This window comes from Nisaea denitrificans DSM 18348 (assembly GCF_000426505.1).
In the GTDB taxonomy this organism is placed as follows: Bacteria; Pseudomonadota; Alphaproteobacteria; order Thalassobaculales; family Thalassobaculaceae; genus Nisaea; species Nisaea denitrificans.
Genome location: NZ_KE384531.1, coordinates 379,845 through 406,709 on the forward strand (window position 1 = coordinate 379,845; position 26,865 = coordinate 406,709).

Here is a 26,865-nt window from a genome sequence, read left to right on the forward strand (position 1 = left end):
CTCAGCCCACCCGGATACGCGGATCGAGCCAAGCGTTCAGCAGATCCGAAAGGAATGTCAGGACGATATAGAAAAGTGAAAAAACCAGAACCACGGCCTGCACAACCGGCAGGTCGTTCCGTCCGATCGATTCCCAGGCGAGGTAGCCGGCACCATGCAACGCGAAGATACTCTCGATCACAATTGAGCCGCCCAACATGAAGCCGAACTGGACGGCGGCCAGCGATACGACGGGGATCACGGCGTTGCGCAGAGCGTGTTTGAAGAGGATGACGTGTTGTGGCAGTCCCTTGGCCCGGGCCGTGCGTATATAATCAGAGCCCAGTACCTCAAGCATACCGGTCCTGGTCAGTCGCATGATGGCCGGTGTCGCATAGTAACCGAGGACAATGGTCGGCAGGACGAAGTGCACCCAGGTCTCGGACCCGGTGGTCGGAAAGATCGGGTACCAGACGGCGAACATGACGATCAGCACCAACGCGAACCAGAAGCTCGGCATGGCCTGCCCAACGACGGAAATGCCGAGGGCAAGGCGATCAAGCAGGCTGTTCGGGCGCATGGCGGCCAGCACTCCGAGAGGGATCGACAACAGGATCGCAAAACTGATGGCCGAGACACCGAGGGTCATGGAGACGGGCAGGCGCTCCAGCAACAAGTCGGCAACTGGGATCCTGAAGTAGTAACTCTCTCCGAAATCGCCGCGGAACGCGTTGAGTGCCCATTCGAAATACTGCACCACAATCGGACGGTCGAAGCCGTAAAGCTTCTCGATGTACTCGATGTCAGCGTCGCTGGCCGTTTCGCCGGCCATGGAAATGGCCGGATCGCCCGCAAGATAGGTCAACGAGAACGTAATAGCTGACACCGTCATGGCGACGAGCAAAGCCAGAAACAGTCGTTTCAGGGTGTAGACCAGCATGCCTCAAATCCCGTAAGGCCGGTTTTTACCAGCTCGGATTATAATTAAGGACCCCCGCCCCGGCGTTCAGGCCGGAGCGGGGGCGAAAAGATGATCTGGTTATTTCCAGGATGCCGTGAAGAACCGTGGAATCTCGTCAGATGTCGGCGTGAAATCGACGTCGTTCGAGAAGGCGTAGTTCGTGTTGTAGGACCACAGCGGCAACCAGTAGGCCTGCTCGGCGATCAGTTTGAGCGCTTCGCTGTAGGCCTGTTTGCGGACTGCCGAATCCACCGTGGTGTCGCCCTTCTGCAGCAGCTCCTTCACTTTCGGGTCGAGGGCAAGGTCGTCCTTGCCGTGCGTGAAGAAATGGCTGGTGATCGCCGATACATCGTTGATCGAGTAGGATCCCCAGGTCATGAAGGCCATCGGGACTTCCTTGGACCGAATCTTGTCACGCAGGGCGGCGTACTTCAGATAGCTGAAGTTGGCCTTGATCCCGACCTCGCTCAAGAAGTTAAGCATCGCTTCGGCATAGTCCCGGTTCCGGTAGGCATAGAAATCGATGGCGAAGCCATCCGGGTATCCGGCTTCCGCCAGCAGGGCTTTCGCCTTGGCCGGATCATACGGGTACTTTGTCACATCGCTCTCGCAACCGAACTGGCTGGGGAAGCATGCGGAATTAACCACCTGCGACTTGCCGCGGACCAGAGCCTGGACGATGGCGTTCCGATCTATGGCATAGGAAATCGCCTTGCGAACCAGCGGGTTCTTCAGCGGTGTGTCGCCTGTGATACCCGCCGCATCCATGGTGATGTAACCGATGCGGAAGGTTTCCTCGTTGATGATCTGCACTTTGCCGGAGGATTTCAGACGGTCGGCCTGGTCGGCGGGTACCCGCCACATCCAGTCGGCCCGGCCAGACAGAAGCTCTGCGATCTGGGTGTTGCGTTCCGGGATCGTGCGCTGGACGATCTTGCCGATGGTCGGCGTGCCTTTCGGCCCGTCCTTCATGTAGCCATCGAATTTTTCCCAGACGATCTTCTTGCCGGGTTCCACTTCGGTGATCTTGTAAGGGCCGGAGCCGACGGGTTTCTGGCCCATGCCGTCCGGACCGACTTTAGAATAGTAGTCCTGCGGATAGATCGGGACAGATCCGGAAACAAACTCAAGAGCGGCCGGGAACGGTTCTTTCAGCATCACCTGGACTTTGTACTTGTCCAGTTTCTTGGCTTCCTTGATCCAGTTCACATTGCGCTGGGTCTTCACGCCGCTATCCGGGTTCGCGACCCAGTTATACGTGAAGACCACGTCGTCGGCGTCGAGTTCCTCGCCATTGTGGAAGGTGAGACCTTCGCGCAGCTCGAACTCGAGCGTGGTATCATCTACCCACTTGAAGGATTTGGCGATCAGCGGCACGTAATCCATCGTCTTCGGATCGCGGTACAGCAAACCGTCCCAAGTCAGGCGGGTAACGATGATGCCTTCACGGGCGGTGTTGAAGTAGCTGTCAACATTCTCCAGTTCGCGTTCCCACACGATGTTCAGTGTGTCGTCTGCCTTGCCAGCGAGAGCCGCTGGAATAGCAGAGACAAGCGCCAGCGAAGCCAACGCTGACGCAGCAAGAAATTTCTTCATGTCCACTCCTGTTCGTTAGGCCGGTTTCTGGACTGCGAGCGAAAGTTGGGCGGGCCGCGCAGCCGTCGGACTGACTGTCCGGACCGATTGGGGACGAACAGCATTGCAGGCAAAAATTGTCATTGCAAGAATTAGGAAGGCTATTTACGCAAAATTAATATGGTTTACAGCATGCTTGGTTGCGCGATCTTGAATTTGACCCGCTTTAGGCGCGGGCGAGGTTTGATGGCGCAGGAATCCCGTATTTCTCGGCCCATGGCTGCAGCGCCTCCATGATGCCGGAATAAAGCGGCACGCCATTCTCCAGGCCGTCGCGGCGTTTCCGGATCGCGTTCTGTCCGGGCAGGCGCACCGGGGTTCGGGGAGTGGCGGGCTTGTTGGAGAGGCACTTCGCGACGATATGGTCGATCTGCCGGTTGAAGGCGTCTTTACCGCAGAAGGCGGTTGGATCGGAGACCTGTATATGGACGCCGGCACCCCAGCCATCAGCGGGGTCCGCGCGGCCATGCCCGGCGAGCCCCTGCGTCAGTGCCTCGATCATCAGGGCAAGGCCATATCCCTTATGCCCGTATTCCTGGCCCCCGATTGGCAGGATCGTGCCCGGCGGATCGGTGAAGAGGACGCCCGGGTTGTCAGTTGCCGTGCCGCCCGCATCCTGAACCCATTTGCCGGGCAGCTTCTTTCCCTCGCTGTGCAGCCGGCCGGTCAGCCCGTTCGTGGTGATCGAGGCGCTGGTGTCGATCAGGATCGGATCGCCGCCGGTGGGGATGCCGACCGCAATTGGGTCCGGTGTAAAGAGAGGCTCGGTTCCGCCATAGGGAGCGACGCTGGCAACGGCCGGATCGGAAGAGGTGATCTGCACCATGCAGCCTTCCCGCGTCGCCCGCTCAAGGAAGACCGCGAGACAGGCGATGTGGTGGCTGCGCCGGATTGCGATGCCCGCGGTGCCGTAAAGTTTCGCCCGTTCGACTGCCTGATCCACCGCCCGGGCAGTGAGCCAGACGCCGGGCAGGCGGCGGCCGTCCCAGGTCGCCACGGCGCCCCGGTCGCTCAGCACTTCCGGGCCGCCTTCCTTGCGCATGGTGCCGTCCTCAAGCGCTTTCAGATAAGGGGCGCAGAGCTGAAGGCCGTGGGTCGTATGGCCCATAAGATCGGCTTCGACGAGCAGGGGGGCGATTGTACCTGCCTTGTCTCGATCGAGACCCGCGGCTTCGAACAGACCTGTGGCGAAGGCCGTGAGCGCGTTTGCGTCGTAACGGTGTTCCATTGTTCCCCCCAATGCATTTTCTTTTGTCATAGCGAGCCTGCCGATTTGTGAAGACAATGGGAAGACCGGGGTTTCATGCGGGGAGAAAACAACAATGAGTGCGAGCGATTACGAGATCCGTGACGATCGTTTCCGCCGATGCGTCAAGGCGATCGAGACCGTCGAGCAGATCTGGACCGGCGGTAAATGGACCGAGGGGCCGGTCTATGTCCCGGCCTACAAGTCGCTCATCTGGAGTGATATCCCGAACGACCGCCGCCTGCGCTGGGACGAATGCAGCGGCGCGGTCGGCGAGTTCCGCATCAACGAGGGCGCCAATGTGAACGGCAGCACCCTTGATCGCGAGGGCCGGGTGATCTGTTGCGAGCACGGCAGCCGGAGTGTCACGCGCATGAACCACGATGGCTCTATCGAGACGCTTGCCGACCGGTTCGAAGGGAAACGCTTCAACAGTCCGAACGATGTGGTTGTGAGATCGGACGGATCGATCTGGTTCACGGATCCGGCCTACGGCATTGAATCCGACTATGAGGGTTTCGAAGGCGACGAAGAGATCGGCGGGCAGCACGTCTACCGGATCGACGGTGCAACGGGCGCGATTACTCAGGTGACAGACGATTTTACCTGCCCAAACGGTCTCGCTTTCTCGCTCGACGAGACGAAGCTCTACATCGCGGACAGCGGAGCGACGCGCTATCCGGGCGCGCCGAAGCATATTCGTGTGTTTGACGTCACCGACGATAACCGGCTCCGGGGCGGCGCGGTCTTTGCCGAATGCGAGGCCGGCGTCTTCGACGGGTTCCGCTTCGACAACAAGGGCAGGATCTGGACCAGTGCGGCGGACGGGGTGCATTGCTACACGCCGGACGGCGACTTGATCGGCAAGATACTTGTTCCGGAAGTCGTCTCGAACCTCTGCTTCGGAGGGCCGAAGCGGAACCGGCTTTTCATCACCGCGACAAAAAGCGTCTACACGGTCCTGCTGGCGACGAGCGGTCCGCGCTAGTCGGCCGCGTCCTGGCTCCTGGCGGAGAGACGCTGGTGCCTTGCCGTCTCCAGCACGCCGGCCAGGACTTCAGTATGGAACCGGTCACAGCCGATGCAAAGATTGCGGTAAGGCTCACCTTTCACGGTGATCGTCTCGGATTTTTTCAGGAAGGTTTCGACATCCCAGCCGTGGGCGATGCCCATGCGTTCCGGATGGCCCATCGAGATCGCCTCGAAGGCGGGATGGCCGACCAGGCTATCGATGATGTCTTCCAGCGGCTCTTCCGTCAGGTTGCCAAGCGGCGCCTTGGTCTTCAGACAGCAGGGAAAGACATCGCCGTTCGGGTCGATGGAGACCTCGGAGCCGGAATAGCGCCGGTTCAGGAAGTTCAGGCCGCCGGACCAGACATTGCAGAAATTGTCGCTGATCGTGGCTTTCGAAAGCCCGTTCTTCCAGGCCCGGCCGCGCGGCCAGATCTTGCCGATCCAGGCATCCTCGGTCGCGCCGAAGAAGGAAAAGGCCGGCCCGTCATCGTCCCAGGCTCGTTCGGACGGCTCGTGCACGAAATCACGCATACCGGCGGCCTTGAACCACTGGGTTAGCCGCTCCTGTAGCGGAACCCGCTTCTCGCCCTCCATGCCGACATGGAAATCATCCATCCCGGCGACCGAGATCATGTAGATGCCGCGCTCCAGCAGCTCGTCGATGATCTGCTCGGTGAGCAGGTCGCCAGTGGTCTGCACCACCAGCCTGACGCCGCCCTGCTCCTTGTATTTGTCGCGGATCATTTCCAGCGCGGGGTAGAGGATGGTCTCCCGTACGGGGTCGATCAGGACTTCGCCGCCGGAGACGATGATCCGGCTGTTTCGCTCGACATAGCCGCCGGGCGCATTGTCGTCCGGTTGCTCGAGGTCGAGGTAGGTCAGGCGTTCAGGAAGGTTGGCGATGATCCGCGGGAAATTCTCCTGCGCCGCGCCGACGACCGCTTTCAGCTCGTCACGGACATAGGGGCGGAACTTGTCTTCGTAGCAATGCTTGCACCGCCGATGACAGGCCCAGGAGAGGACGTAATAGATACTTTCCATTGGTATTTCCCACGTTCACCAAGGTTATGCATATGCCTGTTCCGGCCCGTCCTGTGAAATCACGCCTCCGTCAGGAGCCTGCAATCCCCGGCAATGTCAAAGCCTGCAGCTCTGCCCGGCCGACCGTCGGGCCGGGAGCCGTTACTGCGTCCCGGTTGCACAGAATGTCGGCTTCCGGTACCCCGTGAGTGTGAAATTCAAAGGGACGGCTCGCGCCGCGCGCGACCGGTAGTGCATGACGGCAAGGATATTGATCGGCGATCTCGGCGGGACGAACTTGCGCCTTGCTCTGACAAACGGCACATCCATCGAAGCCGAAGCCCGATTCAGGACAGCGGATCATCCGGGACTGGAATCCGTTCTCGATCAGTATCTTGACGGCTTGCCTGCTACGGCCCGACCGGTCTCCGCCCTTCTGGCCGTGGCAGGCCCCGTATCCGGCGACCGGTGTCGGTTGACCAACTGTCCCTGGAGCTTTTCCCGCCGCGCCGTTGCGGAGCGCTACGGCTGGGGCCGTTTCCGGCTGATGAATGATTTTTCCGCCGTCGCGGCGGCGTTGCCTTACTTCTCGGGTGAGGGTCTACAGACAGTTCAGGCCGGTGAGAGCAACGATGGAGCACCAAAACTCGTGCTCGGTCCGGGCACCGGGCTTGGAGTCGGTGCGGCGGTTCCTGCGGAGCGAGGCTGGACCATCCTTGATGGCGAGGGTGGTCATGTCGATTTGCCCTGCCGGGACGAGGCGGAAGCCGAGCTTCACCGGATGCTCCGCCGCAACGGTCCCGTCTCGGCGGAATCAGTGCTCTCCGGAGCGGGGCTTGCGGCTTTGTTCAATGCCATCGCGGAAAAGAACGGTGCCGGGATGCGGGTGGTATGTGGTGAGGACGTCACGGCAAGGCTGGCGGAGGACACGGACTGCCCGGTTGCGCGGGAGGCGCTGGACCGGTTTTCATCCTTCCTCGGCGCTGTTGCCGCTAACGCTGCTCTCACGGTTGGGGCACGCGGCGGTGTCTATCTGAACGGCGGCGTTCTGGGACATATAGGCGCCGATTTCCGGGAGGATCTGTTTCGGGCGCATTTCGTCGGGGACGGTCGGATGGCGGACTATCTCGCCGCCATTCCTGTCTATCGCATCAGGCATCCGGAGCCAGGTCTGTTCGGACTCCGGATGCTGGCGCGTGGTGCGTACGCCGCTTAGTGAAGGTTGGTCAGCACGTCCTGGAAACGCTCCAGCGCCCAGTCGACCTGATCGCGGGTGATGACCAGCGGCGGGGCGATGCGGATCGAATGTTCGTGCGTGTCTTTGGCCAGAATGCCGCGATCCTTCAGGGCCTCGCAGTATTTTTTGGCGCCGCCCGCTTCCGGTTGTAGCTCAACGGCCAGCATCAGGCCGCGTCCGCGGATTTCCTTGACCGCGTTGGAGCGTATGTCTTCCAGGCCGGCCTTGAAATAAGAGCCTTGCTCGGCGGAATTCTCGATCATGCCCTCGCTCACCAGCACGTCGAGCGCGGCCCGGGCGATGGCGCAGGCCAGCGGGTTGCCGCCAAAGGTGGAGCCATGCTGGCCCGGCTGCAGCACGCCGAGCACTTCGGTGTTCGAAAGTACGGCAGAGACCGGATAGAAGCCGCCGGACAGCGCCTTGCCGACCAGTGTCACGTCCGCCTCGATCTCCTCGTGCTCTTCCGCCAGCATCTTGCCGGTGCGGCCGAGGCCGGACTGGATCTCGTCCAGAATCAGCGTGATGTTGTGCTCGGTGCAGAGCGCCCGCATCCGCTTCAGGTAGCCTGTGGGCGGAATAATCACGCCGGCCTCGCCCTGGATCGGTTCGATCAGCACGGCCACTGTGTTCGGCGTGATGGCCTGCTCGAACGCCGTGATGTCACCGAACTTGACCACCCGGAAGCCTGGCGCGAAAGGTCCAAAGCCGCCGCGCGCGACCGGGTCGGTGGAGAAGCCGACGACACCGATGGTGCGGCCATGGAAATTGTTGGAGAAGACGATGATTTCGGCCTGGTTCTCCTCGACGCCCTTCTGCTCGTAGCCCCATTTCCGGACTGCCTTGATGGCGGATTCCACCGCTTCTGCGCCGGAATTCATCGGCAGCACCTTGTGGGAGCCGGTCAGCCGGGCGATGTCCTCGTAGAAACCGGCGAGCTGGTCATTGTGGAAGGCGCGGGAGGTCAGGGTGATGCGTTTCGCCTGCTCGACCATCGCCTCGAAGATCTTCGGGTGGCAATGACCCTGATTGACAGCCGAATAGGCAGACAGGCAGTCGAGATACTGTTTGCCGTCCACGTCCCAGACATGCACGCCTTCACCGCGTGACAACACAACGTCCAGCGGCTTGTAGTTGTGTGCGCCCAGGCGCTGTTCGGTGGCGATGAAGTCTGCGGCGTTTGCCATGATTGTCTCCGTGGTTCGGGGTATCAGAAAGGCCTAGGCTCAGAATGAACGTGTCGGCCGGTCCATGACCTTGCGGCCGAACAGGCTCGCGGCCAGGTCGACCATGAGGCGCGCGGTCTTGCCGCGCTCGTCGAGAAACGGGTTCAGTTCGACCAGATCAAGGGAGCCGACGCGCCCGCAATCGTTCAGCTTCTCCATGATCAGATGCGCCTCCCTGAAAGTCGCACCGCCGGGAACGGTGGTGCCGACGGCCGGCGCGATTTCAGGGTCGAGGAAATCGACGTCGAGGCTGACATGAATGATGCCGTCCGCCGCTTCGACCCGCGCCAGGAAATCCTTGAGCAGTGTGTTGACGCCATGCTCGTCGATGGCACGCATGTCGATCACTTCGATCGGCTGGTCCAGCAATTCGCGATGTTCCGCCGGATCGACGGAGCGGATGCCCATCATGGTGATGTTCTCGGGCTTCACGGGCACTTCCAATGGAGGGAAATAGCTGTCGAAGCCGTCCCGGCCGGTGAAATAGGCGACCGGCACGCCATGCAGGTTGCCACTCTCAGTGCTGTCGAGGTCGTGGTAGTCGGTATGGGCGTCGAGCCAGAGTACGAAGAGTTCGCGCCCTTCTTCCTTGGCGGCTTTGGCAATGCCTGGAAGCGTACCGGCTGCCAGCGCATGGTCGCCGCCGAGGAAGATCGGCGTGCGCCCGTTTTGCTTGGCCTGATAGGCGGCTTCGGTGAGCGTTTCCACCCAGCCGGCGGTTTCCGTCAGATTCTTGATCGCCTTGTTCGGATGGCCGCGCGGCGCAAGCGCGGCCGCAGCGCAGTTCCCGAGATCCTCAACGCTATGCCCAAGACTTTCCAACGCCCGGCCGAGCCCGGCGGTTCGGAAAGCGTCTGGCCCCATGAGGCAACCCGGTTGGCCCGCCCCGATCTGAACGGGGGCGCCAACAAGAACACAGGAACGACGATCAGTCATTTTTGGCTCCATGAATGTGCACGGTTCATTTGCCCGGCACGAACTGTGTTTAGTATGCGGGCAAGTCTCTGGCGCAAAATAGATGGCAATTTGCGCAATTTGATCCATGATATGATCAAAATGATAACTTAAATGTGACGATCTGAAAATGGATGCTGTTGACGAGAAACTGATCGCCGCGCTGCGCCGGAATGGCCGTGCGGGTATTTCCGAGCTTGCAGGCACGGTCGGGGTCTCGCGTGCCACGGTGCGCAGCCGGCTGGAGCGGCTGGAGCGTGACGGCCATGTGCTCGGCTATACGGTGGTGCTGCGCGGGGACGCGACGGAAATGCCCGTGCGCGGCATCATGTTGATCGAGATCGAGGGACGCGGGACAGAGAACGTGGTGCGCCAGCTCACCGGCATTGGCGAGGTCGGCGCGGTGCACAGCACGAACGGCAAGTGGGATTTGATCGCCGAGATCGGTGCCGAGACCCTGACGGATTTTGACGATGTGCTACGCCGCATCCGGCTGATCGAAGGCATCGCCAGTTCGGAGACGAACCTGCTTCTGGCAACCCGGCGCAGTGCCCGGGCCGCCCGCGGGTAACGTTCACATCACACCGCGGTATCTTCCTCAAGCAGGTCGAGAGCCTTGAGGGCGGTGCGGGCGGAGAGCCAGAGTTCCTCCTCCTCGCGGATCACCTTGCAGACGACATTGAGGCCGACCAGCACTGTCTTGAGCGCGAGTGCGGTGGCGTGGCTGTCGAGGGTTGAAGGAAGCTCGCCGGTTGCCTTGCCGAATTCGAGCAGGCGTTCCAGCCGTGCGACATTGGCCTGGACGATCTCATCAAGCATCGGGCCGAGCGCCTCGTCCCGATTGCAGAGTTCAGCCACGCTTTTCACCGCAAAACAGCCCTTGGCGTCGGGGTCGGCAGCGCGGGCGCTACAGGCGGTGCGGAACGTGTTCGTGATCAGCCGCCTGACACTACCGGCGGCGGACGGCTCGCTTGCGAACGCGCTGTCGGGCGATTGCTCGCCATAGCGGGCAAGAGCCTCGCGGAACAGATCCTCGCGGCTACCGAACGCGTTGTAGAAGCTTGACCGGGTAATCCCGAGACGCTCGGAAAGCGCCTTGACGGAGCAGGCCTCATAGCCCTCACGCCAGAAGATTTCCATGGCCGTATCGACGGCATCGTCTCGGTCAAATTTGCTCGGTCGGGCCAAAATTACTCACGAAAATATTTTTGTACAGAAGTGGACAAAATGATGGGCGCGTGTTTTATCCACTTCTGTACATAACGTGCCCGGCAAGTTCTGTCGAGCGTTCAGGGAATGAGGAGATATTCATGACGGCGTTTTTTGTGGCTGTGGTTGCAGTCAAGGACCCGGCCAAGATGCAGGACTACTCAAAGCAAGCCGCGGAAACCTTCAAGCCGTTTGGCGGTGAAATGGTGATGCGCGGCAAGGTCGGGGAAGTTCTTACCGGCGGTAATGCCAATCATCAGGCGACGGGCATAGCCTCCTTCCCGAGCATGCAGGACCTGAAAGCCTGGTACGCTTCGGACGCCTATCAGGCGATCATTCCGCTGCGCGAGGAAGCGGCGGACATGACGATTACCGCGTACGACGTTCCGTCCTGATCCGTCGCATGAGGCGGCCCGGCACTGGCGCCTCGCGCCGAGAGTCGGATCGTTCCGTGAAAAGGCCATGGCCCGGGTGATCCCGGATGATCTAGGCTTCCCGTGTTGGCAACAATGCGGGGCTGCCGGGTATGAAGATCACAGGCATCCGGAGCCATGTGCTCCAGTACGATCTCGATGAAGAGCTCGGCTATTCCCAGCAATATTACCTGAAGCGCACCACCCATCTGGTGGAGATCACGACCGACGAGGGGCTGGTTGGCTGGGGCGAGTGTTTCGGCGGCGGCGATATCGCCTTTGCAAACAAGGCCATCGTTGAGCGCGTGATCCAGCCGATGGTGCTCGGCATGGATCCGCTTGAGCGTGAGGTGATCTGGCACAAGGTCTATAACCTTCTGCGAGATCACGGCCAGAAGGGCATGCCGATCCAGTCTCTCTCCGGTGTCGATATCGCACTCTGGGATCTGGCCGGCAAGATCCACGGGGTGCCGGTCTACCGGTTGCTCGGCGGTGCCTTTCGGGACCGTATCCAGGTCTATGGCTACGGCATGATGTTGCAGAGGGTGCCTGACCTGAAGGAGCGCTTCGCTGTCGAGAGCGCGGCGATCAGCGCAGCCGGCTACAAGGCGATGAAGATGAAGGTCGGGCGCGGCGTGAAAGAGGACATCGCGTTGGTCGAGACTGTCCGCGGTGCTATTGGCCCCGATATTGGTCTGATGGTGGATGCGAACCATGCCTATACGGCACGGGAAGCGATACCGCTCGGGCGCGAACTGGAGCGGCTCGGCGTTGCCTGGTTCGAGGAGCCGGTCGCGCCGGAGGACAGGCAGGGCTATCGCGATCTCTGCCTCGCCCTCGATATGCCGATTGCCGGAGGCGAGGGGGAGTTCACCCGCTGGGGCTTCCGCGATCTGATCCATAACCGCTGCGTCGACGTTCTGCAGCCGGAAGTCTGCGGGCTTGGCGGCATCACCGAATATCTGAAGGTCAGGGCCTTGGCGGAGGCCCATTTCATGCCGATCGTGAACCATGTCTGGGGCTCGGCGGTGGCCGTCGCCACCAACATGCACCTCCTGGCCGCGTTGCCGGACCTGCCGGGCGGCGCGCACCCGGTTCAGCCGATGCTGGAATACGACACCACGCCGAACCGGTTCCGGGAAGAGTTGCTGGTCGAACCGCTCCGGGTCGGCGAGCAGGTGAAGGAAAGCGGCGGCAGCGTCGGTCTGCCGGGCGGGCCGGGGCTCGGTATCGAGCCGGACCCGGATTTTGTGAAGCATTTTTCTGTTAGCTAATTGCGACCCAAAGCGGTCGCTTAAAGCGTGAGTTTGATGGAGCAGCACCGACGTCAGCGGTCGCAACAGGCCTCGATCATATCCGCTTCAAGAGAAAGCAGGCTCTACTAATCCATGGCCCGAATCAGGCGGCAATGTCGCCTCCTTGCCTCGAAATTACGAAAGAAGGTATTTGCGGAGCTAAGGCCTATTCACTGCTAAGGGCTATTCACCTGGCTTGGCAGCCAGACCCTCATTTTCAAACCGTTGAGCACGTTGGTGGCTCGTATTGTCCCGCCGTGCTTATGGACGATTGTGCGTGCTATTGAGAGTCCGAGGCCCACATTCCCGGTCTCGGTGTTTCTGTCTTCGTTGACCCGGAAGAATGGCTCGAAGATATCGTCGAGCATCTCATCCGGTACACCAGGCCCCTCGTCGACGATCTCAATCGAAACGCCATCCTCTTCTGAATCGACGCTTACATGGGCTTTACTTCCATAGTTGACGGCGTTTTCGAGCACATTTCGAATTGCACGTCGCAATGCGACTGGTCGGCAGAGGTATCTGCGGGCCCGCAGATTTGTCGAGAAAGCTACCCCCGGGAACTCTCTGACGAGATTCGAAAGGGTCTCGACCAGATCGATAGTTTCACTTTTCTCTTCCTGGACTTCGCGTTTAGCAAAAACCAGGCAATCTTCGACCATCGAGCCCATGTCCTGAAGCGTCTGGACCATCTCGGACTTTAGCTCTTGATCCTTGATGAATTCCGCTCTCAATCGTAGGGAAGTGATGGGTGTCCGCAGATCGTGGCTGACGGCCGCCAGCATTTTCGTTCGGTCTTCGACAAATCGGCTAATACTTTCTTGCATGGTATTGAACGTGATTATCGTGGATTTGAGTTCGTCAGGCCCTTCCACCTCAACATATCCGACCGCCTCACCTTGACCAAACCGTTCGGCGGCCAAAGACAATTTCCGCAACGGCGCCGTGATGCGTTTGACGATGATCGCAACGATTAACAAGATCCCAACGAGCGTAAGGCCAGCGGACAGAATTACCGGTAGAAGAATCACCAATTCATCTACCGGCGACAAAACTCTGGCGTTGAGCCATTCCTTCTCATTCAACTGTATCGAAACGTAATCAATCGGACAGGTGCCTCCTTGATTGGACTGCTTCTCGGCAATAAGGCAGTCCTCGATCCTCTCCGCGAACCAGAACTCCCATATGCTCAAGGACGACACCGTATTATCAGTGGCGAATATAGGCCTTCCAGATAGAATCTTAGGCACGCGTGCAACACTGTCATCCGGAAGATCGAATTTGTTCTGAGTAAGTGGCACTTCGCCTACATGGAATTGAATATCTGGATCGCTTGTCGCCCGTAAGAGTTTCTCGCGTTCGGCACCCGATGTCGTACGCCCAATCTCATAAGCAGTAGCGACTTCCTCGATGACCATTCTGACCTGTTGTTCTTGAATACCTTCATCCGTCTTGACATAGAAGACGACGAGGATGATGGCTTGAGACAGTAGGACAGCCCCGATGATAAGAATCATCAATTGGCCTGCAATCGTTCTGTGAAGCTGTCTCATCGGCGGGCTACGTCCAAGGCGAACATGTAACCACCACCCCATACTGTTTTGACGATTTCAGGATTTTTTGGGTCCACTTCGATCTTCTTGCGAAGCCTGCTGACCTGATTATCGATGGACCGGTCGAACACATTGGCGGCGCGACTACTGACCATATCGAGCAACTGATCGCGGGAGAGAACCATCTTCGGATGGTCGAGAAAGGTCATTAAGAGCCTGAACTCTACCGTACTAAGCGCCGTTTCCTGGCCGTCACTCTCCTTCCTGAGGGCCTGCCGGCCCAGGTCCAGGACCCAGGCCCCGAAACCAATCTGGCCCGCTTCAATTCCCGAATACTGCTTAGGCAAGCTGTGTACGCGTCGCAGCACGCCTTTGATCCGTGCCAAGAGCTCACGGGGATTGAATGGTTTGGTCAGGTAATCATCCGCGCCGATCTCCAGCCCGACAATGCGGTCGGTCTCGTTGGCAACTGCTGTCAGCAGAATGACCGGTATGTCACGTGTCTCCCGTATACGCCTGCAGATTTCCAACCCGCCTTCGCCAGGCATCAAGATGTCGAGAACGATCAAGTCAATCGACGCGGCTTTAACGACGGTATCCATTTCTGCGCCATTGGCGGCCATCGAAACTCGAAACCCGTTCTCGCCGAGATACTTCGCCAAGGGCTCCCGGATATTCCTATGGTCGTCGACGACCAAGATGTGAGGATTCTTCGGCGGCATTGCGTTCAGAATCTCCAATCACTTCCATGCGTCGAGTTATGGACATGCGGATAATCAATTTCTCCGCGTCAAAGAAGCAGAAATATGTATAAAAGTATGCTAGGGCGCCTCGTTGACAGGCTTATTTTCAGAGTCGCCCAAACCGGACTAATCATTCAGACAATTCGTCACTAGAACGCGGCCGTGGAGTGTGGGTCACCGCCCCGATCGTAACGGAACTCGCGCCGCAGGAACCACGTTCGATCACCAGTGGGGACATATCGGTGGATCGGAAAGCGCTGCCAAAACGCCTATCTCAGGGCGATCGAAGCGCAGACTCGCTGTCACACTTTTTTACAACTTAACGGCCTTTCTGACATACGGGTGTGAAATGTCGCCCCCAGCCTGCCCAGCATCGAGTCTTCAATGGCAAAGCTGAATGAAGGGCTGGCACATGAACTACATAGATTGTCGCAACGGCGTCGCGGGGGGGCTGCTGATGGCGATTGTTACACTCCCCGGGATTGCATCGGCCCAGGACGAATGGGAGTTCGTGATCGGAGGCGGCGTGGGATATGAATCCAAGTACGAGGGCTCCGATGACATGGAGGCCACGTTCCTCCCGGTCGCGGGCATTACTTGGAAGGACACGGTGTATCTTTCGACGGAAGATGGATTGGGCGCCGTCGTCTACGACGACAACAATTTCACCGTAAATGTCAGTTTCAATTATGAGTGGGGTCGCGACGAAAGCGACAGTTCCGACCTGAAGGGGCTGGGTGACGTCGATGGCGCACCAACGCTGAACTTGAGCCTTGAGTATGACATCGGTCCCGTGACCCCGTTCGTCGAACTGACCCGACATCTCGGAGGCACCGACTCACTGGAAGCGTCCTTCGGTGTCGAAACCATGATCCCCGTGAGCGCCCTGATGGGCGACGGCTCCGGATCGCGCATGGCGGATTCAGGCGACGAGGGCCCGGACGGACCGGCTTTCATGGCCGGCATCTCCACCACGTGGTCGGATGACAAGTACATGGACAGCTACTTCGGCATCAACTCGACCCAGTCGGCGCGCTCCGGCCTGTCGCGGTTCAACGCGGGTTCCGGCTTCAAATCCGTCGGAGCGGAGCTCGGCTTCGTATATCCCGTCGGCGAGAACTGGGAGATTCTGACGATGGTCGAATACTCCCAGCTAATCGGTGACGCAGCGGACAGCCCGATCAGCAAGGACGATTCCGTTCTCTTTGGCGGGGTCACCGTCTCCTACAAATTCTGAGGGATCATTCCGGGCCGACAATTGCGCCTTTGATCCATCACCCATCAGCAACGACGCACAACTTTTGCGCAATCACGGGCAGCAAACGACGGGTGCTGACGACAACGTTCGTGTCAGCACCGACAACAGAAGGTGGTGCCCCCTGCCACCACCTTCTGTGCCCCCAATCGAAGCCTTCGCGAGGCGAATGCTGCCCCCGAACTGCACAGCACAAACATCGGAACGGAAACTGACATGAAGCCGATTGCAAAGCCCCTGAAACAATTTGTGACGGGACGCCGAAACTTTCTAAGCGGTGCGGTTGCACTTGGTCTTGGTACCGGATTGTCCGCACCCGCCATTGTCTCCCGCGCCGCCGCGGCAGAACCTTCGGTCATCGCGTTGCGAGACCAGGATCTGCGATTTATCGCAACGGAAGAGACATATACCACCGACGAACTGATAGCACTGAACGCGATTAACGATGATCACGTAGAGTACCTCAAGGAAACTGGTCTCGACGAAATCGGCCCGGGCCGCATCGGCGCAATGGACGACGCGGGAATCAACGTTCAAATCCTCTCCGCACATACGCCGGGCGTGCAGAATGTCCCCGGCCAGGAAGGCATCGATTTCGCGTATCGTCTCAACAAGATGATTGCCGATGGCCCGATGGCTACCTATCCGGGGCGGTTCCAGGCCTATGCAACATTGCCGCTGCAAGATCCGGAGGCATCAGCGGACGAACTGGAACGCGCCGTTCGGGAAGATGGCTTCGTGGGAGCCATGACCAATGGATTCATAGGCAAGAAATTCCTTGACCACCCCGATTTTGAGCCTGTCCTGGAACGTGCCGAGGCTCTTGACGTGCCGATATACCTGCATCCGGGCTTCCCGCCTGAGGAAGTCTTCGAGATTTACTACCGCATTACACGGCCAGAATATAACAAGGAGTATCAGGACTACATTTTCAGCGGATCCGGCTATGGATGGCACCAGGAAGTCATTATTCAATGCCTTCGCATGATCATGACCGGGGCGTTCGACAGATTCCCTAAACTGCAGATGATTGTGGGCCACATGGGAGAGGGTCTCCCGTTTTTCTACGAGCGCATCGTGGGAGATATGGGCCATGCGACCGAAAGTTCGCTGAAGAAGCCTATCGGGCAATATCTCAACGACAATTTCTGGTTCACGACCAGCGCCTTCTTCCAGGATGAACTGCTTCATCTCTTGCTGAGGTACATCAGCCTGGATCGGGTGATGTTTGGAACCGACTACCCGTTCGCAGACATGAAGCAAGGAACCGACTGGTTTCGGGCAGTGGACCTGCCCCGCGAGGCCAAGGAAAAAATTGCGTTCCGGAATGCAGCAAAGCTGTTCGGCTTAAACGCCTGACTCACTGGCCCCGCCCGGCACTGCAGACGGCGTCTCCTGTCCGTGCGCCGCCGAGCAAGGCCGGACGGGTGCGAGGCGCCGTCCGATCAGGAGGAAAGCTCTATGACGAGTTCAAGTAGCTAGCCAATAAGCTGGCCTCCGCACACGATCCGCATGGCGCGCCACTGAAGCCTCTATACTGGCGGGAAATTCCTTCAGTTCCAGAGGATGAAAAGTGGGAGGGAGAATACGATAGGCACGCGGAAATTGAACTCGTGCCAATTTCAGATATCGGTCACTGGGTCGTCAATCGAGCTTGATCGTACCTTCTTGAAGAATACTTTTTAACCCAGTTGGGTAGAGTTCAAGCCCACCACAGTCCAGCGTGTTCACATCGAACCAGGATGCGCGACAGGGTGCTCCATTATCTTCCAAATACTCTATCGGCCCATCATGCGTATAAGCGTCATCCGGGAAGGCAATGTTGGATACAAATGCAACCTCATGCCCAACGACACCATGATGGGTATAGATGCTTTCCAGGATCACCGGGGTTCCAATGATTTGAACCGCTACGCCGAGTTCTTCATCGAACTCCCGTACCAAGGCATCCCCCCAACTCTCCCCAAACTCCAGCCGCCCGCCAAGCGGTCTGACGCCTTTGATGCTTCCATCGTCATTCTGAATTTCACTGGCCAAGAGGAGACCGTTCCGCCAGGCGAGGCCGAGCGCTTTGACTTCAATAGTTTGTGACGGGCGCCAAGTTTGCATTGGGTCAGCCAGTAATAAGGTGAGGTGGATACAGGCACAGATTAAATGCCAAACCATCATGCAAGATCGTGCAAGTAAACAAATTCGGCGTCTGGGAGATGAATGCGGTTCAGGCGGTTTTGGTGATCTTTCTCAAAATGCCCGCCGGGGCTTAGAAGACCGCGCCGTGCTGAACAGCGATCTTGAAGAGCATGAGGAGTTCTGAGCCGATTACCCTGGTGCAGGGCTGATCTTCCGTTTTCCCGTTGGAAACCTGGCCCTGCAGACGATATGAAAGGGCAGATTGCAGCCAGAGGCTAAAAGACACGTGACTGAACTTCACCGCATATCCGTCGCACCGATGATGGACTGGACTGACCGGCACGACCGCTATTTCCTGCGGCTGATCAGCCGGCATGCCGTCCTCTATACGGAGATGGTGACGACCGGCGCCCTGCTGCACGGCGATGCCAAGCGTTTCCTGCGCTATGACGCGTCCGAGCATCCGCTTGTCCTGCAGCTTGGCGGCAGCGAGCCCGATGCCATGGCGGAATGTGCTCGTATGGCCGAGGATTGGGGCTATGCGGAAGTGAACATCAATGTCGGTTGCCCGAGCGACCGGGTGCAGTCCGGCAGTTTCGGCGCCTGCCTGATGCGGGAGCCCGATCTGGTCGCACGCTGCGTCGAGGCGATGAGCCGCGCGGTTTCCATTCCCGTTACGGTGAAGTCCCGCATCGGTGTCGACGATCAGGAGCCGGAGGTGGTTTTGCCCGCGTTCATCCGTCAGGTTGCAGACGCCGGGTGCCGTCATGTCATCGTGCATGCCCGCAAGGCCTGGCTGCAGGGCCTCAGCCCGAAGGAAAACCGGGACGTGCCGCCGCTGGACTACCCGCTGGTCCATGCCATGAAGCAGCAGTTCAACGAGCTTCAGATCTTTATCAACGGCGGTATCGCCACGCTCGATGAAGCCGAAGCGCAGCTCGCGCATGTCGATGGCGTGATGATCGGCCGGGCCGCCTATCAGACGCCTTGGGTTCTGGCCGATGTTGACCGCCGGTTCTATGGCGCTGGCGAGACGGATCTCACTCCCTGGGAGGTAGCCGATGCGATGGTGGAGTACGCCGCCCGCCGCATGACCGAAGGCGTGCCGCTGAAAAGCATCACCCGCCATCTTCTCGGACTGTTCCAGGGTTGCGCGGGTGCCCGCGCGTGGCGCCGTCACCTGTCGGAAAACGCCTTCCGCGAGGATTCCCGTCCGGAACTGATACGTGAGGCGGCGGAGCTGGTGCCGAGGCGGCAGGCGGCCTGAATTAGACCGAAGCCTCGGCTGTATTCCTTTTCTGCATCCGCCAGAGAATGAACAATCCCGGCAGGGCCATTGCCGAGCAGGCGCCCATCGCGTTGTAGGCGGCGGTGCCGACATCCTCATACATCATGCCGGCAAGCGGCATCGTCACGCCCATCAACACCCCGCCGGTCAGTGCGTAATAGAGACTCTGGCCGGTGGCGCCGAGATGATCGGGAATGGAGCGGGTCAGATAGGCCATGGCCCCCAGGTGCGCCGCCCCGAAGGTCAGGGCGTGCAGGCATTGTAACGGTATGAGCAGCAGCGGATCGTTGGTAAGCGGGGTGAGTGGCCAGCGGATCAGCCCGCCGATAGCGGCGAAGGCGAGGAAGCCGAGCGGGCCGATTTTGCGGGAGAACCGCCCGGCGAAGGCGAACAGCAGGACTTCGGCGACAACGCCGATACCCCAGAGAAACCCGATCATGCTCTCGTCCAGCCCCGCATTCCGCCAAGAGATCGAGCCGAACGCGTAGTAGACCGCATGGCTGACCTGAAGCAGCCCGGCAGTCGCGACAAACAGCAGGAAGTCCAGTCGCGCCAGGAGGGAGAGCGGGTTGCTGCGGCTTGTCGTTGCCGGGCGCGCGCGTTCCGGCATGCCCCAACAGGCGAGCAGGATCGTGCTGACCGCACCAGCCGCAATCCACATGATCCAGCCCGGATCGCGGCCCGAGAGGAAGGCGCCCGTCGCCGTTGTGCCGACGATAAAGCTGACGGATCCCCAGAGCCGGACCCGGCCATAGTCGAGCTTCGCATCGCGCACCACGCGAAGCGCGGTATTTTCCATCACCGGCAAGATCGGATTATAGAGCGCGGCGAACAGACCGCAGAGCAGGGCGATCGGCCAGAATCCGGTGGCGCCAGTCAGGGCGAGGCAGGTACAGAGCGATAGCAAGGCCAGTATCATGGAGAGCCACCGTCCCTGGCCGCGCCGGTCGGCGATATGCGCTACCAGCGGATGGGAGATCAATTTTACCCAGAACACGGCCGCCATGATCGAGGCGATCTCGATCGGGCTCAGCCCGCGGCTGTCGAGCCAGACCGGCTGGAACGGCAGCAACACACCGAACAGCAGGAAGAAGGTGCCATAGAAGCCGGACAGCCGGAAAAACAGGCTCCGGCGCTCCGCCGCAGAAATTGCAGCCTCAGCACTCATTGCGAACTCGCGATACCGGCCTCAGGCGGGGCGGCGATGTCCGGGCCGGGAGGCGGATATCGCGCGGCTCAGAACTATCACCGGCAGGATGCCTGCCGCAATGATCAGGAGGGCCGGGAGGGCGGCTTCCTCCAGCAGTTCGTCTTTTGCGTATTGATAGACGAAGGTCGCGAGTGTCTCGTAGTTGAACGGTCTGAGCAGCAGCGTCATTGGCAGCTCTTTCATCACGTCGACGAAAACGAGGACGCCGCCGGCCGCGACCGAGGTCCGGATCAGAGGAGCAACGATTTCGGCCAGGCCCCCGGTCAATGTACGTCCCAGGGTCCGGCCCGCTTCGATGAGATTTGACGGGACGCGCTGCAGGCCGGACGCCACCGCTCCATAGCCGACAGCCTGAAAGCGGACAACGCAGGCGACCACGACCAGTCCGATACCGCTTGTCACCCATCCGCCTTGTGCGTGTCCGAACAGGTACCCAGTAAGCGAGGCCATCCCCCGATCCAGCAACCCTGCCGCGGTTACGACGCCGACCGCAAGGATTGTCCCCGGAAAGGCATAACCGATAGACGCCAGAGCCGTCAGCTTGCGGAGGAGCGTGCCGCCGCCATAGACGGCGATCAGGCCCATGAAAGTCGCCGACGCAACTACCAGAGCCGCAACCATGGCCGAGAGACTGAGCGAGTTCACCACGGCTTCGGCGGCGACGCCTGTCATGTCGATCGAGTGCCCTTTCATGACGAAGCTCAACAGGACGCCAACCGGGATAAGAAACCCGATCGTAATGGGCGTGCCGCAGACGAGAATACAGAGGAAGGCTTTCCATCGACGCGCCGGAAGGGCAGTCATGGTATTGGCGCGACGCGATGTGTCGGCGAACCGCCGCCGCGTTCGGGCCATGGTCTCAAGCGTGAGCAATGCAAGGATCAGAATGAAGGCCACGCAGGCAATTTGTGAGGCCGCCGCCAGATTGTTCATACCCAGCCAGACATTGAAGATGCCGAGGGTGAGAGTCTGAATGGCGAAGAACTCGACGGTGCCGAAGTCGGAAATCGTCTCCATCAGCACCAGCGCCAGCCCCGCGACGATTGCCGGGCGTGCAAGAGGTAATGCGATGCCCCAGAACAGGTTGCGGTTCGCCAGACGCCCCGCGTCGAGCAATGACGCGGGCGTCGTCAAAAAGGCGGAACGTGCCATCATGTAGATGTAAGGATAAAGAACTGCGCCCATCACCAGCGCGGCACCGTGCATCGAGCGAATTTCCGGGAACCAGTAATCGCGTGCGCTGGTCCAGCCGAAAAGCGCGCGCAGCGCCATCTGCACCGGGCCGGCATATTCAAGGAAGTCCGTATAGGTGTAGGCAATCAGGTAACCGGGAACGGCCGCAGGCAGAAGCAGCATCCATTCGAACAACCGGGAGCCGGGGAATTCATAACGGGTCACGATCCAGGCCGAACTGACTCCAAAACAGAGGCTCACGACCGAGACGCCGGCCATCAGAACCAGAGTGTTGCCGACATAATAGGGCAGTACGGTCGCGGCCAGATGTGACCACAAACCTTCGCTGTCCCCGGAGGCGGCAACGAAAACGGCGGCTATGGGGAAAAGCAGCACAACCACCAGCAGCCCGCTGGCCAGAAACAGTGGGCTGGTGAAGGTCCGGACGCCTGTGCGTCCGGGCGCAACTGGTTCTGCTACCATCTAACCCGGTCGATGATCATCTGTGCCTGTGGCGCCAAATCTGCGATGCGTGCAATCGGCATCTGATCTTCCTTGAATGTTCCCCACGACCGGAGTTCATCCGGAATGTCGACGGCAGGGTTCACCGGATACTCGAAGTTTATTGCGCCGTAAAGCCGTTGGGCTTCGGGTGAGGTCAGGAATTCAAGAAAACGGACCGCCTCGGCTTTGTTCCGCGAGTGTTTCGCCACGCCGCCGCCGGAGATGTTGATGTGGGTTCCCCGGTCTTGCTGATTGGGGAAAATGAGAGTGACGGCATCCGCCCATTCTCGCTGCGACGGCTTGTCCGAGAATTTCAGTTTGCCGAAATAGTAGTTGTTGATGATCGCGATATCGCAAACGCCTTGGTAGATCGCCCGTACCTGGGCGCGGTCGTTGCCTTGCGGCCGCTGTGCCAGATTCTGGACGACGCCGAGGGCCCACTTTTCCGCCCCGTCCGCTCCATTGGCCTCGATCATGGAGGCAACGAGTGCGCGATTGTAGACGTGGCTTCCGGGGCGCGAGCAAATGCGGCCTTCCCACTGGGGATCGCTGAGATCCTCGTAGCGGGAGATTTTGCGCACATCTTCGACGTCTTTCGAGACCGCGATCACACGGGCGCGTTTGGAGAAAGCGAACCAATGGTTCTTCGGATCGCGCAGATGTGCCGGGATGTTCTTCGTGAGCACGGGGGAGTCGACGGCAGAAAGCAGGTTCTTGTCCGCATAAACATGAAGCCGGCCGATATCCACCGTGAGGATGACGTCCGCCGGACTGCTCTCGCCTTCCGCCTGGAGGCGCTGGGCAAGCCCGCGCGAGGCATAGACGATATTCACCTTGGTGCCGGTCTGCTCGGTGTAGGCGTCGATGAAGGGCTGGATCAGAAAGGGCTGCCGGTGGGAGTAAATATTCAGTTCCTGCTGCGAGAAGGCATATCCGGCCGTGGTCAGGGCCAGGACCAGAAACATCAGGCCTCCGGCTACGGTGCGCCGAAGAGCTGTCGATAGCATGGGCGACATCAGGAACAGTCCTTTCCTCGCCGAGAGCCGGGCACAATGCGCGGCCTCGAAAACGGGCGTTAAATAGAGTGATTTCAGTGTGTGCGGCGCCGGGGCTTCTTCTTCGGTAACACCGAACGATACCGGTTTCCGGCGGCCCGCAAGGCACAGGCTGCCGCCGATCCAGTCCCAGATCGCCAGCACCGCCCCAAAATTCTTGTCGTAATGCTCGGGTGCGATGGAATGGTGGATCTGGTGTTGAGCCGGCGAGATTAAAAGGCGTTCGATCCAGCGGCCGTAGGAAATCCAGACATGGGAGTGCCGGAGGTTGGAGCCTGCAGCGTTGAATACGAACAGAACCGCATTGGCGCCAAGGATCGTGACCAGTTCGGCGCGATCACCGAAAAAGTAGATGAAAATCGCAACGACGGCACCTTGTACGAGGATGCCGCGCAAGGCGAATATCACGCCCTCAACCGGATGGGTCCGGTAAACAGTGAGTGGCGTCAATGTCTCGGCGGAATGGTGGACCTTGTGAAAACACCAGAGCAGGGGCCAGCGGTGCAGAGCCCGGTGCGTGAGGTATTTCGCGAGGTCGTCCAGCAAGAACAGGGTGAGGGTGAACAGCGTGCCGACGGCCCATACCGGAGCGTCCGGCCATATCAGGGTCCGGCCGTCCATCCATATGTGCAGTCCCTCGAAGATCACGGTCGCTACGGCAAGCTTCGATAAAAGACGGGGCATCACCCCCATCAGAACGGCCTGATTGATCAGGAGGACCTTGTAGTCGGCCTTTGCCGAGGAGGACCACCAGATCCGCCGCCCGAAGGCGTCTGCCAGCGCCTGTCGCCAATTTCCCGGCGCGGTCAGACTATAGAAAAGCGCAGCGAGCAAGAGTGCAGCAGCCAGATAGCCCAGGAACACCCGCTTTTCCGGGTTCCAGAAAGGAGCGATGACCTGCTCCATGTAGCTGTATAGGACGTCGTCCATGGCTGATGACACTCGAATGTGGCCGGCGGGCGCTGTAATAGCACCCGCCGGATGGTTCAGGTCAGTCGTTTTCGGCGCTGTTGGTTCCGCCGAGGCTTTTCGTCAGCTCGGCCATGCCACCGGTGACGTCATTATTCCGGGCCTGTACCCCGAATGTGTCGATCATCAGTTGCTGAATCTTTGCCATATGCAGCATGTACTCACCCCAGGACGAGCCCTGATCGCGGACATAGTTGCCGGATCTGTCGATATCAACGACCTGGCTGGCATTGATCATCAATGGTCCGTAACCGATCATCCGGTTCAGGCGTGTGGCTGTTTCGCCGAGATTGTCTTTGCCTGTCTGCAAAGCGAGGCTGAAGCCTTTGAGCTCACCCCAGTGCTTGATGTAGTTGCTCTCGACCTTTGCCGTATCGCCGTTGGCTTCGATGATCGTCTGCAGTTTGACCATGTCCTTGTAGACGGAGCCAGCATATTTGAAGACCGCTTCCGCGAGAACCTTTTCCCAATTCTCTCCGATGACCTTGGCATAGGCCTGGAGCTGTTCACGCTGGGCGGCAGTCAGTTTCTCGCCCTTGGCACCCGTCAGCAACTGACGGCCGTCCAGGAAGGCGCCAGTGATCGTGTGCAGGTAATTGGTCGCGTTGCCTTTATCATAGACCGAGGCATCGAAGCCGGCGGCGTAATAGGCCGGTCCGAACGTCATTTCGGTTTTCAGATCGACTTTACCATCCTTGTTGAAGTCCGCGGTGGCGAGCGCAGAGTCCTTCCTTTTGGCGATGTCATAGACCTGACGCGCGGTCAGCTGCATCGTATGGGCCGGCGTGCCGAAGTAACCGAAGGCCTCGTCCCAGGCGTGCTCCTTACCTGTATAAGGCGCGCCGTCACGGTAAGGCTTGTCGTTCGGTTTCTTGTCCGGACCCAGATATTCATCGAGATAGCCGTCCACCACCTGATTGTAGGACACCGCACCCATGATGAATTTGGAGATAAGCTGGCTGTAGTCGTATCCGTTCGCTTGATCGACCCCGCCCTTGGTTTGCGCCGCTTTATCGATCCAGAACTCGACCAGCTCGGGACCGGTCATGTTGTTGGGCATGCCGGTAACGGTCGCCTTCGTGGTTTTCCCGGCGAGGTTCTTTTTCTTGGAAATATCGTCGATCTTGCTCTGCTTGATGACGAAAGGACCTTTGCTCTTCGGCGCCAGGATGTCCCGTCCGGCATCGCTTTTCGCGAAGTAGGCCATCATTCTGGTCTTGAGGTCTTCCGGGCTGCTTCCGTCGCCGGAACCCGCGAGCTTCTTCAATGAATCATGCAGGGCGTGCCGGGCAATCTGGCCGGAGTACGAGACCGATGAGGTCTTGCTGCCGGTATAGCCTTTCACGGTGACTGGAAAGTCTGCATAGACGCGGTCGTCGGCCGCAGCAGGTAACGAGAACACCAAAGCCGTTAGCATTGTGGTGGCGAGAATTGACGATCTGCGCATGAGCTTTCCTCCGAGTGCTTTTTATAAGAATCAGCCGTTAGAGGAAGTGTGATAATGAGAGTTTTTATCAATAGCAATAACTGTAATTATGAGAATCATTATTGATATCCTTAGAATTTTTAGGATGAAAGAGGCTTATCCCATTGTCCTGAAGCGTTTTTGTGGTGTCGGCGGCCATCCCGGCACTCTTCGGTCCAGGGAGGGGGCAGAATAACGATCTCGTTATCTCTTAAAACCGTTCTAAATCCGGCGCTTCCCGCCACCGGGGATCAGGCGGCGGTCGATGGCGCTGCTCTTGATCAGGGCGTAGACATTCATTCCGGCTTCAAGCTTTAACAGGGCGACGCTTTCGCGGGTTACCCTTGCTCTGAGGCCGAACCCGTCCAGATCCAGCAAGATCTCGGCGAATGCGCCGTCTTCCAGAACGATATCCGAAATCCTGGCCCGCAGGGCATTGCGGATGCTGAGGCCGACTGGCTCTTCGACGGCGATCGACACGTCACGCGCACGGACACGAATACGGACCATTGTGCCGGGCTCGGCGTCGATATTCGGCATGCGCAGGACCTGCTTGCCAATTGCAAGGTCTGTCATGGAGAAGTCTGCGTCCTGCGCGAGGACCGGACCTTCCAGGATCACGCCAGCCTCGAAGCGTCCCAGCATCGGGCCGAGATCCATGCGCTGCATCACCTCTGGGACACTTCCCTCCGCCGCGACGCCACCGTTCCTGATCAGGAGCACGTGGTCCGCAAGACGGCTGAGTTCGTCGAGGGAATGGGTGACGTAGAGGACGGGGATGTCCATTTCCTCCCGCACACGCTCGATATAGGGAAGAATCTCCATCTTGCGCCGGATGTCGAGGGATGAAAGTGGCTCGTCCATGAGCAGCAGGCGGGGTCGCGAGACCAGCGCCCGGCCGATGGCCACGCGCTGTGCCTCTCCCCCGGAAAGCTCTTCCACTCTGCGGTGCAACAAGGGAGCGAGGTCCAGCATGTCGACGATTTGGCCGCGGGTCGGATCGGCGCGACCGGGATTTGCCCTCTTGGCCGCATAGTCGAGATTGCCGCCGGCGGAGAGGTGGGGGAACAGCCGGCTGTCCTGAAAGACAAAGCCGATCCGTCGCTTGTGAGGCTGGACGAAAATCCCGTTTCTGTCGTCCTGCCAGATCTCGCCGTCATGCTCGACATAGCAGTCCGTGCCGCGCTCAAGACCGGAGGCAAGCCGGAGCAGGGTGGTCTTGCCGTGTCCGGACGGACCGAACAGACCGACAATGCCGGAGAGCGGAGCCGAGACATCGACATTCGCTGTGAATTCCGGGAACCGGATTGTGCCGCGCATGATCAGCATGACCG

General features: G+C 59.5%; 24 protein-coding genes. 9 read left to right on the plus strand and 15 right to left on the minus strand.

Annotation, left to right across the window (positions count from 1 at the left end; genetic code table 11):
- Nucleotide 1: 1 nt before the first annotated feature.
- The 3 genes from K328_RS0118765 to K328_RS0118775 all read right to left on the minus strand — a co-directional run bounded on the left by K328_RS0118765 (nt 2) and on the right by K328_RS0118775 (nt 3,803).
- The gene (locus K328_RS0118765; protein ID WP_028467287.1) at nt 2-919 is read right to left on the minus strand and encodes an ABC transporter permease; all 918 of its coding nucleotides are present in this window, start codon (nt 917-919) and stop codon (nt 2-4) included.
- 99 nt (nt 920-1,018) lie between these two features.
- Nucleotides 1,019-2,536 carry an ABC transporter substrate-binding protein gene (locus K328_RS0118770; RefSeq protein ID WP_028467288.1) on the minus strand — a complete coding sequence of 506 codons (1,518 nt, stop codon included), beginning with the start codon at nt 2,534-2,536 and terminating at the stop codon, nt 1,019-1,021.
- Nucleotides 2,537-2,741: 205 nt separating this feature from the next.
- Nucleotides 2,742-3,803, minus strand: a complete 1,062-nt coding sequence (locus K328_RS0118775; RefSeq protein ID WP_028467289.1) for an Ldh family oxidoreductase — start codon at nt 3,801-3,803, stop codon at nt 2,742-2,744.
- 94 nt (nt 3,804-3,897) lie between these two features.
- Between K328_RS0118775 and K328_RS0118780 the strand changes: the two genes are divergently transcribed.
- Nucleotides 3,898-4,809, plus strand: coding sequence for an SMP-30/gluconolactonase/LRE family protein (locus K328_RS0118780; RefSeq protein WP_028467290.1), 912 nt, complete (start codon nt 3,898-3,900; stop codon nt 4,807-4,809).
- Here the strand turns inward: K328_RS0118780 and K328_RS0118785 are convergent.
- Nucleotides 4,806-5,876, minus strand: coding sequence for a radical SAM protein (locus K328_RS0118785; protein WP_028467291.1), 1,071 nt, complete (start codon nt 5,874-5,876; stop codon nt 4,806-4,808). The genes K328_RS0118780 and K328_RS0118785 overlap by 4 nt on opposite strands.
- A gap of 235 nt (nt 5,877-6,111) precedes the next feature.
- On the opposite strand from K328_RS0118785, the gene glk reads away from it, so the two are divergent.
- The gene (gene glk, locus K328_RS0118790) at nt 6,112-7,071 is read left to right on the plus strand and encodes a glucokinase (RefSeq protein WP_028467292.1); all 960 of its coding nucleotides are present in this window, start codon (nt 6,112-6,114) and stop codon (nt 7,069-7,071) included.
- Here glk and rocD read toward each other — a convergent pair.
- Together rocD and rocF are read right to left on the minus strand one after the other, a co-directional pair.
- Complete coding sequence (gene rocD, locus K328_RS0118795) at nt 7,068-8,276, minus strand: ornithine--oxo-acid transaminase (RefSeq protein WP_028467293.1); 1,209 nt, start codon at nt 8,274-8,276, stop codon at nt 7,068-7,070. The two genes, glk and rocD, sit on opposite strands and share 4 nt — an antisense overlap.
- Before the next feature lie 39 nt (nt 8,277-8,315).
- Complete coding sequence (gene rocF / locus K328_RS0118800; protein WP_028467294.1) at nt 8,316-9,251, minus strand: arginase; 936 nt, start codon at nt 9,249-9,251, stop codon at nt 8,316-8,318.
- Between the two features lie 148 nt (nt 9,252-9,399).
- Between rocF and K328_RS0118805 the strand changes: the two genes are divergently transcribed.
- Entirely contained in the window at nt 9,400-9,840 is a 441-nt protein-coding gene (locus tag K328_RS0118805; protein ID WP_028467295.1) for an Lrp/AsnC family transcriptional regulator, read from the plus strand.
- A gap of 8 nt (nt 9,841-9,848) precedes the next feature.
- Here K328_RS0118805 and K328_RS26060 read toward each other — a convergent pair whose 3' ends face one another.
- A complete protein-coding gene (locus K328_RS26060) occupies nt 9,849-10,457 on the minus strand; it encodes a TetR/AcrR family transcriptional regulator (protein WP_051285148.1) in 609 nt (202 codons plus the stop codon).
- A gap of 122 nt (nt 10,458-10,579) precedes the next feature.
- Between K328_RS26060 and K328_RS0118815 the strand changes: the two genes are divergently transcribed.
- Nucleotides 10,580-10,873, plus strand: a complete 294-nt coding sequence (locus tag K328_RS0118815; RefSeq protein ID WP_028467296.1) for a DUF1330 domain-containing protein — start codon at nt 10,580-10,582, stop codon at nt 10,871-10,873.
- Between the two features lie 131 nt (nt 10,874-11,004).
- Nucleotides 11,005-12,165: a mandelate racemase/muconate lactonizing enzyme family protein gene (locus tag K328_RS0118820; protein ID WP_028467297.1), complete on the plus strand. Its 1,161-nt coding sequence runs from the start codon at nt 11,005-11,007 to the stop codon at nt 12,163-12,165.
- Nucleotides 12,166-12,362: 197 nt separating this feature from the next.
- On the opposite strand, the gene K328_RS24885 is transcribed toward K328_RS0118820, so the two are convergent.
- Nucleotides 12,363-13,703 carry a sensor histidine kinase gene (locus K328_RS24885; RefSeq protein WP_169721236.1) on the minus strand — a complete coding sequence of 447 codons (1,341 nt, stop codon included), beginning with the start codon at nt 13,701-13,703 and terminating at the stop codon, nt 12,363-12,365.
- A gap of 32 nt (nt 13,704-13,735) precedes the next feature.
- Complete coding sequence (locus K328_RS0118830) at nt 13,736-14,461, minus strand: response regulator (protein WP_028467298.1); 726 nt, start codon at nt 14,459-14,461, stop codon at nt 13,736-13,738.
- Between the two features lie 478 nt (nt 14,462-14,939).
- Here K328_RS0118830 and K328_RS0118835 point away from each other — a divergent pair, with 478 nt between their 5' ends.
- Together K328_RS0118835 and K328_RS0118840 are read left to right on the plus strand one after the other, a co-directional pair.
- On the plus strand, nt 14,940-15,719 hold the full coding sequence (locus tag K328_RS0118835) for a MipA/OmpV family protein (RefSeq protein ID WP_169721237.1): 780 nt from the start codon (nt 14,940-14,942) through the stop codon (nt 15,717-15,719).
- Between the two features lie 234 nt (nt 15,720-15,953).
- Nucleotides 15,954-17,096, plus strand: a complete 1,143-nt coding sequence (locus tag K328_RS0118840; protein WP_028467300.1) for an amidohydrolase family protein — start codon at nt 15,954-15,956, stop codon at nt 17,094-17,096.
- Between the two features lie 285 nt (nt 17,097-17,381).
- Here the strand turns inward: K328_RS0118840 and K328_RS26470 are convergent, their stop codons facing one another.
- Nucleotides 17,382-17,906 (minus strand): NUDIX hydrolase, encoded by a 525-nt coding sequence (locus K328_RS26470; protein WP_205620705.1) that lies wholly within the window; start codon nt 17,904-17,906, stop codon nt 17,382-17,384.
- Here K328_RS26470 and K328_RS26735 point away from each other — a divergent pair.
- Complete coding sequence (locus K328_RS26735) at nt 17,905-18,051, plus strand: hypothetical protein (RefSeq protein WP_156901490.1); 147 nt, start codon at nt 17,905-17,907, stop codon at nt 18,049-18,051. The genes K328_RS26470 and K328_RS26735 overlap by 2 nt on opposite strands.
- A gap of 102 nt (nt 18,052-18,153) precedes the next feature.
- A complete protein-coding gene (gene dusA / locus K328_RS0118855) occupies nt 18,154-19,134 on the plus strand; it encodes a tRNA dihydrouridine(20/20a) synthase DusA (RefSeq protein ID WP_028467302.1) in 981 nt (326 codons plus the stop codon).
- Nucleotide 19,135: 1 nt separating this feature from the next.
- On the opposite strand, the gene K328_RS24890 is transcribed toward dusA, so the two are convergent.
- The 5 genes from K328_RS24890 to modC all read right to left on the minus strand — a co-directional run bounded on the left by K328_RS24890 (nt 19,136) and on the right by modC (nt 26,860).
- Nucleotides 19,136-20,323: an MFS transporter gene (locus tag K328_RS24890; RefSeq protein WP_051285154.1), complete on the minus strand. Its 1,188-nt coding sequence runs from the start codon at nt 20,321-20,323 to the stop codon at nt 19,136-19,138.
- Nucleotides 20,324-20,344: 21 nt separating this feature from the next.
- Nucleotides 20,345-22,021 (minus strand): ABC transporter permease, encoded by a 1,677-nt coding sequence (locus K328_RS24895; protein WP_036554919.1) that lies wholly within the window; start codon nt 22,019-22,021, stop codon nt 20,345-20,347.
- Nucleotides 22,015-24,027: an extracellular solute-binding protein gene (locus tag K328_RS26475; protein ID WP_084608406.1), complete on the minus strand. Its 2,013-nt coding sequence runs from the start codon at nt 24,025-24,027 to the stop codon at nt 22,015-22,017. Before K328_RS26475 ends, K328_RS24895 begins: the two co-directional genes overlap by 7 nt.
- A gap of 61 nt (nt 24,028-24,088) precedes the next feature.
- Nucleotides 24,089-25,513: a DUF4856 domain-containing protein gene (locus tag K328_RS0118875; protein ID WP_028467304.1), complete on the minus strand. Its 1,425-nt coding sequence runs from the start codon at nt 25,511-25,513 to the stop codon at nt 24,089-24,091.
- Nucleotides 25,514-25,753: 240 nt separating this feature from the next.
- Nucleotides 25,754-26,860 (minus strand): molybdenum ABC transporter ATP-binding protein, encoded by a 1,107-nt coding sequence (modC, locus tag K328_RS0118880; protein WP_028467305.1) that lies wholly within the window; start codon nt 26,858-26,860, stop codon nt 25,754-25,756.
- Nucleotides 26,861-26,865 lie beyond the last annotated feature (5 nt).